Source organism: Allobosea sp. OAE752 (assembly GCF_050433265.1).
Taxonomy (GTDB): Bacteria; Pseudomonadota; Alphaproteobacteria; order Rhizobiales; family Beijerinckiaceae; genus Allobosea; species Allobosea spartocytisi.
On sequence record NZ_JBNPXO010000007.1, the window covers coordinates 138,481 to 154,432 of the forward strand.

Here is a 15,952-nt window from a genome sequence, read left to right on the forward strand (position 1 = left end):
TTCCATGAAAGCCCTCACGCAAGGCCGTTATCTCGGCCGCGATGGCGAAGCTGCCCTGTTCGATGTCGGGCTCGGCCACACCCTCATTGTGCGCATCCTCGAAGGCGATATCGGCCGGGTGACGCTGAAGCCGCAGGATGGCTACCGCCTCGACCGCGGCTGGTCGATCGCGCCCGGCGGATTGGAGCCGGCCTATGAGGGCCGTCTGCGCGACAGCCTCGAGGGCTTCTCCTGCCCGAAGGCGAGCGTCAGCGAAGAGAACGGCAAGGTCACGCTGTCGGCCGGCGGTCTCGCCGCCGAGGTCACGCTCTCGCCCTTCGGCATCGCCTGGCGCCGGGCCGGCGAGGACAAGCCCTTCCTGCAGGACCGCACGACGCAGGCCTATCTGGTCTCGCCGCGCACCGGCGCGGTCGCGCATTTCATGGCCCGCGACTACACCGAGCGGCATTATGGTCTCGGCGACAAGGCCGGTCCGCTCGATCGCACCGGCCGCCGCTTCGCCATCGATGCGGTCGACCCCTGCGGCTTCGACGCCGAACTGTCCGACCCGCTCTACAAGATGCTGCCCTTCTTCATCGTCGATGGGCCGGCGGGCGCGCATGGGCTCTATTACGACAACCTTGCCACCGGCAGCGTCGATTTCGGCTGCACGCTCGATAATTATCACGGCCTGTTCCGCTCCTGGAAAGGAGATGACGGCGATCTCGACTATTACGTCATGGCCGGCCCGACCGTTCCCGACGTCGTCCGCCGCTTCTCCTGGCTGACCGGCGGACAGGCCTTTGCGCCGCTCTGGTCCTTCGGCTTCGGCGTCACCTCCATGGCGATCGCCGACGCGCCGGATGCCGATGCCCGCATCAGCGACTTCATCGGCAAGCTGGAGACGCATCGCATCCCCTGCGATAGCTTCCATTTCGGCTCGGGCTATACGCAGATCGGCCATCGCCGCTACGCCTTCAATTGGAACCGCGACAAGTTCCCCGATCCGAAGGCGACGATGCAGCGGCTGAACGACGCCGGCATCTTCACGGTCGCCAATCTCAAGCCCTGCCTGCTCGACGACCATCCGCGCCTGAAGGAGACGCTCGACGGCGGCTTCCTGGTCAAGGACGGCAAGACGGGCGAGCCGGCGGTGGCCCAGTTCTGGGACGGGCTCGGCTTCCATCTCGACTACACGAACCCGAAGGGTCGGGCCTGGTGGCGCGACGGCATCGAGACCGCGCTGCTCGACTATGGCTTCACCACGGTCTGGAACGACAACAACGAATACGAAATCTGGGATGAGGATGCCGTCTGCGACGGCGACGGCCGCCCCTTCCGCCAGGCGCTGGCGCGTCCGGCCCAGCCGCTGCTGATGACCAAGCTCTCCTATGAGGCTCAGGTCGCGCGCCAGCCGGCCAAGCGCCAGTATTCGGTGACGCGTGGTGGCTGCGCCGGCATCTCGCGCTACGCCCAGACCTGGTCGGGCGACAACGAGACCGCCTGGAAGACGCTGCGCTACAACCTGACGCAAGGGCTCAATATGAGCCTGTCGGGCATGTTCTCGATCGGCCATGATGTCGGCGGCTTCCATGGCCCGACTCCCGGCCCCGAGCTCTTCGTGCGCTTCAACGAGTTCTGCTCGCTCTGGCCGCGCATGGTGATGAACTCCTGGAACGATGACGGCGTCGTCAACCTGCCCTGGATGTATCCGGAAATGGTGCCGCAGGTGCGCGAGGCGATCGCGCTGCGCTACCGGCTGATGCCCTATCTCTACACGCTGATGTGGCGCGCCAGCCGCGACGGCACCCCGGCGATCCGCCCGCTGCTCTGGGATTTCCCGAAGGACGCGATAGCGGCGAAGGCCGACGACGCCTTCATGCTGGGCCCGGACGTGCTGGTCGCGCCGGTGCTGGAGGAGGGCGCGCGCGAGCGCAGCATCTACCTGCCGGAGCACGAAGGCGGCTGGTATGATTGGCATGACGGCAAGCATTTTGCCGGCGGCGCGGTCGCGACCGTGGCGGCTCCGCTCGGTCGCCTGCCGGTCTTCGTGCGCGCCGGCGCGCTGATCCCGCTCGGCAATCCCGAGGGCATCGACGACCAGCGCGAGGTGCTCGTCTGCGGTCTCGTCGAGGGCGCGACCGGCGAACTCTACGAGGACGACGGCGAGACGGTCGATTGGCGCGGCGCTGGCGGAACGGTCATCCGCTTCCGCGTGCGCGGCGGCGAGATCGCGATCGAGCAGGAGGGGGCGGACGCTCCCTTCGTCGACCGGATCGCCATCCGGCAGATCGGCGAGGCGGTCGGCCCGCGCTGAGGTCGATCGGAAACACTCCGTCATTCCGGACGTAGCGAAGCGGAGATCCGGGATCCATCTTAGAGCGCACTGCCTTACGATGGATCCCGGATCGACGCGGCTTCGCGGCTTGTCCGGGATGACGCGGAGTTTCATCGTGTTGGACCGCTGCGCCACGTCCGTCGGCCGCGGCCATGCGGCTTCGCGAACCGGCTCATGCAGCTTTGCTGTGGCGCTATGCGGACGCACCGTCCAAGAATAGCCGCCTATTCGCAGCGATCAGGCGCGGGAGCAGGACATGGACAAGGTAGCGATCGTCACCGCAGGCGGCAGCGGCATGGGCGCGAGCGCGGCGCGGCGGCTGGCGAAGGACGGCTATCGCGTCGCGATCCTGTCCTCCTCGGGCAAGGGCGAGGCGCTGGCCGCTGAACTGGGCGGCATCGGCGTCACCGGCTCGAACCAGTCCAACGACGACGTCAAGCGGCTGGTCGACGCCACGCTCGACCGCTGGGGCCGGATCGACGCGCTGGTCAACAGCGCCGGCCATGGCCCGCGAGCGCCGATCCTCGATCTCACCGACGAGGATTGGCAGAAGGGCCTCGACGTCTATTTCCTCAGCGCGGTCAGGCCGATCCGGCTGGTCACGCCGGTGATGCAGCAGCAGAAATCCGGCGCGATCGTCAACATCTCGACCGCCTGGGCCTTCGAGCCGAGCGACATGTTCCCGACCTCGGCCATGGCCCGCGCGGGGCTTGCGACCTTCACCAAGATCTATGCGGACAAATACGCGGCCGACAACATCCGCATCAACAATGTCCAGCCGGGCTGGATCGACAGCCTGCCGGCAACCGATGCGCGGCGCGCCAGCGTGCCGATGCAGCGTTATGGCAGCGCCGACGAGATCGCCGGCACCGTCGCCTTCCTGCTCTCGCCCGATGCCGGCTACATCACCGGTCAGAACATCCGGATCGACGGTGGCGTGACCAAGGGGATTTGAGCGGGTTCTTTTGCTCCGCCGTCATTCCAGGCCCAGGCCTTCGGCCTCTCCCGGAATGACAGTGTTCTGCGGAGTTACGCCGCTTTCGCCAAAAAATCCTCGGCGAAGTGGCAGGCGACCTGCCGTCCGTCGATCTCGCGCTTCTCCGGGCGCTCGGCCCGGCAGCGATCGGTCACGAAGGGGCAGCGCGTCGAGAATACGCAGCCTTTCGGCGGGTTGAGCGGGGAGGGCAGTTCGCCGCGCAGCACGATGCGCTCGCGCTTGGCCCCGCCGACGCGTGGCGTCGAGGCGAGCAGCGCCTGCGTATAGGGATGCAGCGGCCGGGCGTAGATGCGCTCCTTCGGGCCATGCTCGATGGCATTGCCGAGATACATCACCATCACGTCATGGGCGATGTGCCGGACGACGCTGAGATCGTGCGAGATGAAGAGATAGGCGAGCTTCAACTCGTCCTGCAGGTCGGCGAGCAGGTTCAGCACCTGCGCCTGGATCGAGATATCGAGCGCCGAGACCGGCTCGTCCGCCACCACCAGCTTGGGCGAGAGGATCAGCGCGCGCGCGATCGCGATGCGCTGGCGCTGGCCGCCTGAGAACATATGCGGATAGCGGGCGTAGTGCTCGGGCCTGAGCCCGACCTTGGCCATGATCGCACGCGCCTTCTCGGTCCGCTCGGCCTTGGAGAGGTCCGTGTTGATCTTGAGCGGCTCTTCCAGGATCGTGCCGATCTTCTTGCGCGGGTTGAGCGAGCCATAGGGGTTCTGGAAGACGAACTGCACGGTGCGGCGCAGGCGCTTGCGCTCGCTCGCGGGTGGGTGCACCGCGTCGAGCCCGTCCAGCATCAGCGTGCCCGAGGTCGGGGCCTCGATCAGCGTCGCCATGCGGGCCAGCGTCGATTTTCCGCAGCCGGATTCGCCGACGACGGCCAGCGTGCGCCCGGCCTCGACGGAGAACGACACCTTGTTCACTGCCTGCAACTGCGCCGGCGGACGGAAGAACCCTTGCTTGACCGGGTAGGTCTGCGTGAGTTCGCGGGCTTCGATGACGGGGTTGCTCATCGCGTCGCCTCCGTCGTCGAGCGGTCGTCGCGGGCGCGCTCCGCATCCCGGTTCGGGTCGCCGAGCGGATAGTGGCAGCGCACGCGCCCGTCCGCCCAGTTCCGGAGCTCCGGCTGGACAGCGCGCGAGTGGTCGGTCGCATAGGCGCAGCGCGGGCTGAACAGGCAGCCTTTCGGCCGGTCGTTCAGGCCTGGCACCATGCCGGGAATGGTGGCGAGGCGGCTCGCATGCTCGCTGCGCTCCGGCAAGGCGGCGAGCAGGGCGGCGGAATAGGGATGCTGCGGATCGGCGAACAGCGCGTCGACCTTGCGCTCCTCCATGATCTGCCCGGCATACATCACCATGATGCGCTGCGCCGTCTCGGCGACGACGCCCATATTATGGGTGATCAGCACCAGTGCCATGCCGCGCTCGCGCTGCAGCGACATCAGCAATTCGAGGATCTGCGCCTGGATGGTGACGTCGAGCGCCGTCGTCGGCTCGTCGGCGATCAGCAGGCGCGGATTGCAGGCGATCGCCATGGCGATCATGACGCGCTGGTTCATGCCGCCCGAGAGCTGGTGCGGAAAGGCCTTGAGGCGGCTTTCCGGGGCGGGAATTCCGACCTGTTCCAGAAGCTCGATCGCCCGGTGCTTCGCCGCCTTGCCGTCCATGCCCTCATGCTTCCGGAGCGTCTCGGCGAGCTGGAAGCCGATGGTGAAGCAGGGGTTCAGGCTGGTGGTGGGCTCCTGGAAGATCATCGCCACGTCCTTGCCGGTGAGCTGGCGGCGCTGGCGGGCGGACATGGTGAGCAGGTCCTGGCCGTCGAAGCGCAGCTTGTCGGCGCGGACGCGGCCGGGATAGCCGACGAGGCCCATCAGCGCGAGCATGGTGACTGATTTGCCGGAGCCGGATTCGCCGACGACGCCGAGCACCTCGCCTTCGTCGAGGGTCAGGTCGATGCGGTCGACGGCGCGCAGCGTTCCCTGGGAGGTCGGGAATTCGACGCTGAGGTTTTCGATTTCGAGCAGGGGCATGGGATCAGCGCTTCAGCTTGGGGTCGAGCGCATCGCGCAGGCCGTCACCGAGAAGGTTGAAGGCGAGCACGGTGATGAGGATGGCAAGGCCCGGGAAGGTGACGACCCACCAGGCGCGCAGCACGAATTCGCGCGCGTCGGCGAGCATCGTGCCCCATTCCGGTGTCGGGGGCTGGGCGCCTAAGCCCAGGAAGCCGAGTGCGGCGGCATCGAGGATCGCGGTGGAGACGCCGAGCGTTGCCTGCACGATGAGTGGGGCGGCGCAGTTCGGCAGGATCTCGGAGAACATCAGCCGGACTGTCTGCGCGCCGCTGACCTTGGCGGCGACGACATAATCCTTGCTCGCCTCGGTGATGACGGCGGCGCGGGTGATGCGGACGTAATGCGGCAGCACGACGATGGCGACGGCGAGCATGGCGTTCATCAGGCCGGGGCCGAGGATTGCGACGATGACGATGGCGAGCAGCAGGCTCGGCATCGTCATCAGGATGTCCATGAAGCGCATGATGACGATGTCGGCGACGCCCTTGAAATAGCCGGCGATCAGGCCGAGCACCACGCCGACGACGATCGCGAGCGCCACCACGGCGATGCCGATGACCAGCGAGAGCCGAGCCCCGAAGATGAGGCGCGAAAGGATGTCGCGGCCGATTGCGTCGGTGCCGAGCGGGTAGGACAGCGAGCCGCCCTCTTGCCAGAACGGCGGCTTCAGGAAGACCGTATTATTGGTCAGGTCCGGGTTGTGCGGGGCGATCAGCGGGGCGAACAGCGCGCAGAGCAGCACCAGCACGATGACGACGAGCCCGGCGACCGCGCCGCGGTTGGCGCTGAAATAGCTCCAGAACTCGCGGACGGGATGCGGCGGTGCGCCGCTTGGCGCAGCGACGGCAGGGACTTCGAGGGTTTCGGCGCTCATGGGCGAAAATTCCTTGGGCGACGGCTCCGGCGGGCGCGGGACTCGAATGGAGTGCGGGTCATTTGGCGTGCCTGATGCGCGGGTTGATCAGGCCGTAGAGCAGGTCGACCAGCAGGTTGACGCTCATCACCACCATTCCAAGAAGCAAGGTTCCGCCTTGCAGGACCGGATAGTCGCGCCGGCTGATCGCCTCGATCAGCCATTTGCCGACGCCGGGCCAGGAGAAGATCGTCTCGGTCAGGATCGCGCCGGTGAAGAGCGTGCCGACCTGCAGGCCGATGACGGTGACGACCGGGATCAGCGCATTGCGCAGCGCATGCAGGGCGACCACGCGGATCGGTGCCATGCCCTTGGCGCGGGCCGTGCGGATATAATCCTCGCCGAGCACCTCCAGCATCGCCGAGCGGGTCATGCGGGCGATGACGGCGAGCGGCACGGTGCCCAGCACGATCGCCGGCAGGACGAGATGCGACAGCGCCGACCAGAAGGCGTCGGTGTCGCCGGCCAGCAGGCTGTCGATGGTGAGGAAACCGGTGACCGGCTCGATGAAGTACTGCACCGCGATCCGGCCGGAGACCGGGGTGATGCCGAGTTGCACCGAAAACAGCAGGATCAGCAGCAGACCCCACCAGAAGATCGGCATCGAATAGCCGGTGAGCGAGATACCCATCACGCCATGGTCGAAGATCGAGTTCCGCTTCACCGCCGCGATGATGCCGGCCGGCAGCCCGAGGAGCAGCGCGATCAGGATGGCGCAGAGCGCGAGCTCGATGGTGGCCGGGAAAAGCTGCCCGAATTCGGAGAGCACGTTCTCGCGTGTCACGATCGACTTGCCGAGATCGCCCTGGACGACGCGCTCGATATAGACGCCGTACTGGGTCAGCAGCGGCTTGTCCAAGCCGTATTCCTTGACGAGCTGGGCATGGCGGGCCGGGTCGATGCCGCGCTCGCCCGCCATGGTCTCGATCGGGTCGCCGGGGACGAGCCGGACAAGGAAGAAGGCGAGCAAAGTGATCCCGATGAAGGTCGGTATCACGAGGCTGACCCGGGTCAGGATGAAGCGGAGCATGGTTCTTCCAGCCTTATCGGCCGGCACGGTCGCGGTGCGCGGCGTTTTGTCTTGTCGTTTTATTCAAGTTCGAAATCCGGCGCAGCGCAAACACCAGATTGGACGAAAGATCAAGCCGGCCTTGTTGAAGAATCGCGGGCACTCTTAGTACCGCGCGGTACGTCGCGGCGGTCGGAATGCAAGACTTGCGAAGATATGGCCGTGCGTACGCAATAATATGATCGAGTCTTGTGCCGGCGCGGCAATGAATGCGGCGCCGGCACGATCTGTGAGGACAGGCGCCGCCAAGCGGCGCGGCGCCTCATTTCGCGATCGACACACCGTAGAAAGGTTGGCCGCCAAAGAAGTGGATCTTGTAATCCTTCACCTCCTTGCGCACCGGCGTGAAGGCCTGCGCATTGGCGAAGAGCAGCCCGGCCACGTCCTGGTGGAACAACTCCTGGAAGCGCTTGTAGAGCTTGGCGCGCTCGCCCTGGTCGGTGATCGTGCTCGCCTTGGCGAGGGCGTCGGAAGCCTCCTGGTTGCACCAGCCGGCGCGGTTGGCGCCGGTCTTCACGCCCTCGCAGGTCCAGCCGGTGAGCAGGATCTGGCTCGGGTCGGGATAGTCCCAGGTGTAGCCGAACATGCCGACCTCGTGCTCGCCGGCCCGGCCGCGCTTGAGGTACTCGCCCCATTCGAAGGTCTGGATCGTCGCCTTGACGCCGATCTTGGCCCAGTCGGCCTGGATCAGCTCGGCGGCGCGGCGCCCGTTCGGCATATAGGCGCGCACGACGGGGATGGCCCAGAGCGTCGTCTCGAAGCCGTTCGGCAGGCCCGCCTCCTTGAGCAGCGCCTTGGCCTTTTCGGGATCGTAGGCGCGCGGCTTCAGATCGTCGTCATGCGACCACAATGCCGGCGGCACGGCCGCCGCGGTCGCCTTGCCGGTGCCCTGATAGACCGCGTCGATGATCGCCGGGATGTTGGTGGCATAGGCCAGCGCCTCGCGCACACGCCGGTCGTCGAAGGGCTTCTTGCGCTCGTTGAAGGCGAGGAAGCTCTGGTCGGCGATGCTGCCCTGCGCGATGGTGAGGTTGGGGTCCGCCTTCATCGCCGGCAGATCGCCGGGATTGGGATAACGCGCGATCTGGCATTCGCCGGACCTGACCTTGGCGAAGCGCACGGCGGCGTCCGGCGTGATGACGAAGATCAGGTCGCTGACCAGCGCCATGCGGTCGCGGTTGCCGGCGGCCTTGGTCCAATGGTCCGGCACCGCCTTGAAGCGGATCGTCGCGTCCTTCTGATAGGAGAGCAGCGAGAAGGGGCCCGTGCCGATCGGAGCGAAATCGACCTGCTCGGGCGTGCCGGCCTTGCTCATCGCGGCGGCATATTCGGCCGAAAGGATCGACATGGGCTCGACGGAGAGCGCGCTGAGCAGCGGCGAGTTCGGCTTCTTCAGCGTGAGCTTGACGGTGTAGTCGTCGACCTTCTCGACTGAGGCGAGGCTTGGCTTCACGATCTCGTCGAAGAACTGGTAGTTGCCGTTGCTGACCTTGTTGTAGGGATTGGCGGGGTCGAGCATCCGGCCGAAGGAGAACACCACGTCGTCGGCGTTGAAGTCGCGGCTCGGCGTGAAGGCCTTGTTCGCATGCCACTTCACGCCCTTGCGCAGCTTGAAGGTGTAGGTCAGCGCGTCATCCGAGATCGTCCAGGATTCGGCGAGGCTGGGGATGATCTGCGAGCCGCCGCGCTCCGTCGCCGTCAGCCGCTCATAGACTTGCGCCGCCACGTCGTAGGCGGTGTTCTGGCTGCTGAACTGCGGATTGAGGAAGTCGGGGCTGGCCTCGGTGCAGACGACCAGCGCCTGCGCGCGGGCGGCGGCGGGAAGCAGGAGGGCGCTGAGCCCGAGGGTAAGGGCGGCTGTACAAGCGCGAACGGCCATGGCGGTTTCTCTCGATGGAAAAGGGCGGGATCTGGCGCAGGGCGCTCGCCCCGTCGTCTCCCGCCCGAAAAAGGATGCGGCCCGCCGGGCCGCATCCGTCATTGATGCATGACTTGCGCCAGCTCAGTTCGCGATATCGACGCCGTAGAAGGTGTGGCGGCCGAAGGGCGAGAGCTTGAAGTCCTTCACTTCCTTGCGGACCGGCTTGAGCTGGATCGCATGGGCGATGGTGAACCAGGGGGACTGCTCCTTGAAGATCACCTGCGCCTGCCGGTAGAGCTTCTCGCGCTCGGCCTGGTCGGTGACCGTCTTCGCCTTCGTCACCAGCTCCTCGAAGGGCTGGTAGCAGAATTTGGCGACGTTCGAGCCGTTGGTCTTGGCCGAGTCGCAGCCGAGCAGCGTGTGCAGGAAGTTGTCCGGGTCGCCATTGTCGCCGGTCCAGCCCAGCATGCCGGTCTGGTGCTCGCCCGCTTGCATGCGCTTGCGGTACTCGCCCCATTCATAGGTCTTGATCTCGGCCTTGACGCCGACCTTGGCGAGGTCCGCCTGCATCAATTCGGCGATGCGCTTGGCGTTGGGGTTGTAGGGGCGCTGCACCGGCATGGCCCAGAGGTCGATCTCCAGCCCGTTCGGGTAGCCGGCCTCGGCGAGCTCCTTCTTGGCCGCCTCCGGATCGTAGGGGTCGTCCTTGATGGTCTCGTTATAGGACCACATCGAGGGCGGGATCGGGTTGATCGCCGGGATGCCGCTGGAGAGATAGACCGCGTCGATGATCGCCTTCTTGTTGATCGCCTTGTTGACGGCGTGGCGCACCTTGACGTTGTCGAACGGCTTCTTGGTGGTGTTGTAGGCGAGATAGCCGATGTTCAGGCCGGGCTGCTCGAGGATCTGGACATTGGCGTCCTTCTTCATCGCCTCGAGATCGGCCGGGTTCGGATAGGGCATGACATGGCATTCGCCCTTCTGGAGCTTGGCCCAGCGCACCGACGCATCCGGCGTGATCGCGAAGATCAGGTCGTCGATCTTGGCCTTGCCGCCCCAGTATTCCGGGAACGCCTTGTAGCGGATGATCGCGTCCTTCTGGTACTGGACCAGATAGAACGGCCCGGTGCCGAGCGGGTCCTGGTCGAGCTTCTCGGGCGTGCCGGCCTTGAGCATGGCATCGGCATATTCCTTCGACTGCACGCCGGCATATTGCATGGCGAGGTCGGCGAGGAAGGGCGCCTCAGGCTGGTTCAGCGTCACCTTGACGGTGTAGTCGTCGACCTTCTCGACCGATTTGAGCAGCTTCGGCATGCCCATGTCGTTGAAGTAGGAGTGGTTCGAGCTGGTGACCTTGAAGAACGGGTTGTCCTCTTTCCACTGCCGCTCGATCATGAACATCACGTCGTCGGCATTGAAATCGCGGGTCGGCTTGAAGCCCTTGTTGGACTGCCACTTCACGCCCTTGCGCAGGTGGAAGGTGTAGGTCAGGCCATCGGCCGAGATGTCCCATGTCTCGGCAAGCGCCGGCTGCACCTTGGTGCCGCCGCGCTCGAACTGGACGATCGTGTCGTAGATCTGCGTGCCGGCGTCGAAGGAGGTGCCGGTCGTGTTGACGCTCGGCGCGAAATTCTCGGGACTTCCTTCCGAGCAATAGACCAGCGTCTTGGCCATGAGCGGCTGCGCCGCCATGAGGGCGGACGCCGACAGCGTCGCCAACAGCAATTTCTTCATGTGAAACTCTCCTCAACCCTTCCCCGCCTCTGTCAGGCGAGGTTATGGCCCCGTTGCATCGGAAGCTCCGTGGGCGGAATTCCCCGGGCCGCCTTGTTCACAGCTTATTGAAAGAAAAGGGTCGGGAACAGTCGTTCTAAAGGTGGGAGGAAATTCTCCGGGAATGACAGTAAACGACAGCGTTGTGCTATCTGAAGCCGTTGCGTCCGTCCGTCATTCGCTCTCATAGGCGGCGCGGGTGATGCCGTAGCGCGCGAGCTTGTCGTAGAAGGTCTTGCGCGGAATCCCCAGCGCTTCCAGCGTCGCCCTGACATCGCCGCGATGGGCCTCGAGCGCCTCGCGGATCAGGTTCGCCTCGATGGCGTTGAGGCGTTCGGGCAGGCTGAGCGCGCCCGCATCCTCGCGCGCCGCCGTGATCGGCAGGTCGCCGGCAAGGCCGAGCGCGACGCGCTCGGCGAAATGCACGAGTTCGCGGACATTGCCCGGCCAGTCGTTCTCGACGAGGTGGCGCTCGACCGAGCGGTCGAGCCGGGGAACCTCCCGCCCGTATTTGCGCGCGGCGCGGCCGAGGAAATGCGCGAAGAGCAGCGGGATGTCGCGGCGCCGCTCGCGCAGCGGCGGAAGACGCAGCGTGACGATGTTCAGCCGGTAATAGAGATCCTCGCGGAAATCGCCGCGCTGGGCGGGGTCGCCGAGATCGACCTTGGTGGCGGCCACCACCCTGAGATCGACCTTGCGCGTGTCGTTGGAGCCGAGCGGCGTGATCTCGCGCATCTCCAGCACGCGCAGGAGCTTGACCTGTGCGCTCGTCGGCATGCTCTCCAATTCGTCGAGGAAGAGCGTGCCGCCGCTGGCATGCTCGATCCGGCCGATGCGCTTCTTCTGCGCGCCGGTGAAGGCGCCGGGCTCGTAGCCGAAGAGTTCGCCTTCGATGACGCTGTCGGGCAGGGCGCCGCAGTTCAGCGCGACGAACGGCTTGTCGCGGCGCCGGCCGAGCCGGTGCAGCAGATTGGCGACGACCTCCTTGCCGGTGCCGGTTTCGCCCAGCACGAGCACGTCGACCTCGACATCGGCGAGGTCGTGGATGGTCTGGCGCAGCCGCGAGATCGCCGGCGTCTCGCCGATCAGCCCCTCGTCCTTCTCGGCCGATGCCGTCAGCGCGCGCAGCCTGCGATTTTCGAGGACCAGTGCCCGTTTCTCGACGGCACGCCGCAAGGTCTCGCTCAGCCGCTCGCCGGCATAGGGCTTGGCGATGAAATCATAGGCGCCCTCGTTCATCGCGGCGACGGCCATGGCGATGTCGGCATGGCCGGAAATCAGCACGACCGGGATATCGGCGTCGAGGGCCTTGAGGCGGCGGAACAGCTCGATGCCGTCCATGCCGGGCATGCGGACGTCGCTGACGACCGCGCCGGCGAAGCCGGGCCCGATCTCGGCCAGCAGCGCGCTGGCCGAGGCGAAGGCGGCGGCCTTGAAGCCGGCGATCTGCAGGGCTTGCACATTGGCCTCGCGCAGATCCTCGTCGTCGTCGACGAAGGCGATGTCGAGGCCGGCGAGATCGGGCGCGCGTGTCATCGAAGCTGGGGTCATGGGTTGGAGCCGGACGAGGCTTTCCGGAGGGTGATGGTGAAGACGCAGCCGTCCCCCGGCCGCGACGACGCCGTCAGCGTGCCGCCGAAGGCGGTGACGATGTCGTGCGAGATGACGAGGCCGAGGCCGAGGCCGCGCGGCTTCGAGCTGCGGAACGGGGTGAACAGCGCCGCAAGCGCCGCTTCGTCGAGGCCGGGGCCGCGATCGGCGACGGTGATCGCAACCTCCTCGCCCGCGTCGCGGATGCCGAGCGAGAGCAACGGCGGTGCTGGTCGAGGGTCGGCGCTCTCGACGGCCTCGACGGCATTGCGCAGCAGGTTGACCAGCACCTGCTCCAGCTCGACATGCCGGGCGAGCACCCGCAACCCTGGCGGGCTCACATCGACCTGCGGCGCGATGCCGGCCTGCCGCAGGGGCGCATCGAGGATCATCAGCGCGCCTGCGACCGCCTCGCTCAGCAGGACCGGTTCGAGCCTGCCGTTGCCACGCCGGGCGAAGCCGCGCAGGGTCTCCGTGATGGCGCCGATCCGTTCGGTCAGTCCGATGACCTTGCCGAGCGCGCCTGTCGCGGCGCTCTCGTCGCGCCCGGCGACAAAGGCGCGGGCGTTCTCGGCATAGGTGCGCAAGGCTGCGAGCGGCTGGTTGATCTCATGGGCGACGCCGGCCGTGACCTGGCCGAGCGTCGCCAACCGGTTCGCCTTGGCCAGCTCCTCGCGTGTATCCGCGAGCCGCTCCTGGGCGCGGGCGCGCTCGGCCATCTCCTCCACGAGCTTGCGGTTGCTGCCCGCGAGTTCCGCCGTGCGTTCCGCGACACGCCGTTCGAGCTCCGCTTTCGCCTGTGCCGCCGCCAGCATCCGCATCGCCGCCTGCTGGCGGCGGCGCAGCAGGAACGCGGCCAGCATCAGCCCGAGCAGCAGCACGAGTGCGACCAGCGTCTGCAAGCGCGATTGTTCGGCGCGAATGGCCTGGTCGATCGGCAGCAGCATGTCGATGTGCCAACTGGTGGTCGGCACGTCGCGACGGGTCATCACGTTGAGGCCGCGCGTCGGGGCGGTGCTCTGGACGAGGTCGTCATCCGGCGCCAGCGGCAGCGGCTTGAGCGGTGCCTCGCCGAATTGCAGCGAGCGGCGGATGTCCTTCTGCGTGTCCTCGTCGAGCGGGGCCTCGACATGAAAGCGCCATTCGGGGACCGTCGAGAGCAGCACCACGCCGCGCTCGTCGGCGACGTAGATCTGGCCGCCGAGCGCCCGCCAATCGGCCTCGACCCGGTCGAACTCGACCTTGGCGACGATGACGCCGAGCAGCCTGTCGCCGTCATTGATCCGGCTGGTGATGTAGAGGCCCGGCCGCTGGCTGACCGTGCCGAGCGCGAACTGCTCGGCCGAGCCCTTCAGAATCGCGCCGAGATAATAGTCGCGGAAGGCATAGTCGTTGCCGATGAAGCTCGTCGGCTCGTCCCAGTTGCTCGCCGCGATGGTCAGCCCGGTCACATCGAGCAGGTAGATCACGGCCGTGCGCGTCTCCCGCGCGATGCTCGCGAATTTGAGGTCGAGCGCATGACGGCTGTTGCCCGAAAGCGCGCTGCGGACATCGGGATCGCGGGCGAGGATCATCGGCAGGGCGCGTTGCTTCTCCAGTTCGCCGCGCAGCACCGCGATGGCCAGCGTGGTGCCGTCCTCCGCGCGCGCATTCACGGTCTCGATGGCGCGGCTGCGGCCGAGATCGCCGGCGGCGATCAGCCCGATGGCGAGCAGGATCGCCGCCGCGAGCCCGAAGGCCAGCCAGCTCCAGCCGCCCGGTGAAGCGGCCGTTCCTGCTTGCGGTGGCGTGCGCTGCATGAAGCCCATGCCCGATCATGAGCGGATTTCCGCATTGCGCAACAAAAGATTGTGCGGATTTTCGCATAGATGGCGCGGTGGCAAAGGCAAAGAAGAATATACGTATCTGATATCGTTATATTTTTTGAGTTCGGTCCGGCTGGCACGCGGCTTGCGAAAAACCGCTCGCTTAGATCAAGCCAAACAAAAGCCCACCGGAGGAAGCGATGGCTGCCCATTTTGAACCCGCGACGGCTGCGCCGGCGCGCCCGAAGAAGCTTTACCAGCAGCTCTATGTCCAGGTGCTCGTCGCGATCGCGCTCGGCATCGCGCTCGGCCATTTTTGGCCGGAAACCGGCGCCTCGATGAAGCCGCTCGGCGATGCCTTCATCAAGCTGGTGAAGATGATCATCGCGCCGGTGATCTTCCTGACGGTCTCGACCGGGATCGCCGGGATGACCGATATGCAGAAGGTCGGGCGCGTCGCCGGCAAGGCGATGATCTATTTTCTCGTCTTCTCGACGCTGGCGCTGATCGTCGGCCTGATCGTCGGCAATCTCATCCAGCCGGGAACCGGGCTTCACATCAGCCCGGCCAGCCTCGATGCCAAGGCCGTTCAGAGCTATGCGGCCAAGGCGCATGATTCCAGCGTCGTCGGCTTCCTGCAGAACATCATCCCGGATACGATCGTCGGCGCCTTCGCCTCGGGTGACATCCTGCAGGTGCTGTTCTTCTCGGTCCTCTTCGGTCTTGCGCTCTCGATGGTGGGCGAGCGCGGCAAGCCGGTGCTCGATTTCCTGCAGGCGCTGACCTCGCCGATCTTCAAGCTGGTCGCGATCCTGATGAAGGCGGCCCCGATCGGCGCCTTCGGTGCCATGGCCTTCACCATCGGCCGCTACGGCATCGGTTCCGTCGCCAATCTCGCGATGCTGATCCTGACCTTCTACCTCACGGCGGCGATCTTCATCCTCGTCGTGCTCGGCGCGGTCGCCCGCTACAACGGCTTCTCGATCTTCGCCCTGATCCGCTACATCAAGGAGGAGATCCTCCTCGTCGTCGGCACCAGCTCCTCGGAGGCGGCACTGCCGAGCCTGATGGAGAAGATGGAGGCGGCCGGCTGCAAGCGCTCCGTCGTCGGCCTCGTCATCCCGACCGGCTATTCCTTCAATCTCGACGGCACCAACATCTACATGACGCTGGCGGCCTTGTTCATCGCGCAGGCCATGGACATCCACCTGCCGCTGGGCGACCAGGTGCTGCTGCTGCTCGTCGCCATGCTCAGCTCGAAGGGCGCGGCCGGCATCACCGGTGCGGGCTTCATCACGCTGGCCGCGACGCTTTCGGTCGTCCCCGCCGTCCCGGTGGCCGGCATGGCGCTGATCCTCGGCATCGACCGCTTCATGTCGGAATGCCGCGCGGTGACCAACTTCATCGGCAACGCGGTGGCGACCATCGTCGTGGCGCGCTGGGAAGGCGAACTCGACCAGAACCGCCTGCACGCGGCGCTGAGCGGCGCGGTCGTCACCAGCGAGGATGGCGCGCCGCTGCCGCTGCCGGCCGAATAAGGCACGGCGGTTCTTCGG

11 protein-coding genes are annotated in these 15,952 nt (G+C 66.3%); 3 read left to right on the forward strand and 8 right to left on the reverse strand.

The window, feature by feature from the left end:
• Nucleotides 1-4: 4 nt before the first annotated feature.
• Complete coding sequence (locus GGC47_RS18920; protein WP_142023313.1) at nucleotides 5-2,296, forward strand: glycoside hydrolase family 31 protein; 2,292 nt, start codon at nucleotides 5-7, stop codon at nucleotides 2,294-2,296.
• Nucleotides 2,297-2,573: 277 nt separating this feature from the next.
• A complete protein-coding gene (locus GGC47_RS18925; RefSeq protein ID WP_142023314.1) occupies nucleotides 2,574-3,272 on the forward strand; it encodes an SDR family oxidoreductase in 699 nt (232 codons plus the stop codon).
• Between the two features lie 74 nt (nucleotides 3,273-3,346).
• On the opposite strand, the gene GGC47_RS18930 is transcribed toward GGC47_RS18925, so the two are convergent.
• From GGC47_RS18930 to GGC47_RS18965, 8 genes are all read right to left on the reverse strand, one after another.
• Complete coding sequence (locus GGC47_RS18930) at nucleotides 3,347-4,327, reverse strand: peptide ABC transporter ATP-binding protein (protein ID WP_112762568.1); 981 nt, start codon at nucleotides 4,325-4,327, stop codon at nucleotides 3,347-3,349.
• A complete protein-coding gene (locus tag GGC47_RS18935; protein ID WP_038367232.1) occupies nucleotides 4,324-5,343 on the reverse strand; it encodes an ABC transporter ATP-binding protein in 1,020 nt (339 codons plus the stop codon). Before GGC47_RS18935 ends, GGC47_RS18930 begins: the two co-directional genes overlap by 4 nt.
• A 4-nt stretch (nucleotides 5,344-5,347) precedes the next feature.
• Nucleotides 5,348-6,259, reverse strand: coding sequence for an ABC transporter permease subunit (locus GGC47_RS18940; protein ID WP_038367235.1), 912 nt, complete (start codon nucleotides 6,257-6,259; stop codon nucleotides 5,348-5,350).
• 58 nt (nucleotides 6,260-6,317) lie between these two features.
• Nucleotides 6,318-7,328 (reverse strand): ABC transporter permease subunit, encoded by a 1,011-nt coding sequence (locus GGC47_RS18945; RefSeq protein ID WP_038367236.1) that lies wholly within the window; start codon nucleotides 7,326-7,328, stop codon nucleotides 6,318-6,320.
• 301 nt (nucleotides 7,329-7,629) lie between these two features.
• Entirely contained in the window at nucleotides 7,630-9,246 is a 1,617-nt protein-coding gene (locus tag GGC47_RS18950) for an ABC transporter substrate-binding protein (protein ID WP_370954785.1), read from the reverse strand.
• Nucleotides 9,247-9,369: 123 nt separating this feature from the next.
• Nucleotides 9,370-10,962, reverse strand: a complete 1,593-nt coding sequence (locus tag GGC47_RS18955) for an ABC transporter substrate-binding protein (protein WP_038367241.1) — start codon at nucleotides 10,960-10,962, stop codon at nucleotides 9,370-9,372.
• 213 nt (nucleotides 10,963-11,175) lie between these two features.
• Complete coding sequence (locus tag GGC47_RS18960; RefSeq protein WP_142023316.1) at nucleotides 11,176-12,537, reverse strand: sigma-54-dependent transcriptional regulator; 1,362 nt, start codon at nucleotides 12,535-12,537, stop codon at nucleotides 11,176-11,178.
• Nucleotides 12,538-12,548: 11 nt separating this feature from the next.
• A complete protein-coding gene (locus GGC47_RS18965) occupies nucleotides 12,549-14,399 on the reverse strand; it encodes a sensor histidine kinase (RefSeq protein WP_142023317.1) in 1,851 nt (616 codons plus the stop codon).
• 197 nt (nucleotides 14,400-14,596) lie between these two features.
• Between GGC47_RS18965 and GGC47_RS18970 the strand changes: the two genes are divergently transcribed.
• Nucleotides 14,597-15,934 carry a dicarboxylate/amino acid:cation symporter gene (locus GGC47_RS18970; protein ID WP_142023318.1) on the forward strand — a complete coding sequence of 446 codons (1,338 nt, stop codon included), beginning with the start codon at nucleotides 14,597-14,599 and terminating at the stop codon, nucleotides 15,932-15,934.
• Nucleotides 15,935-15,952: the final 18 nt, after the last annotated feature.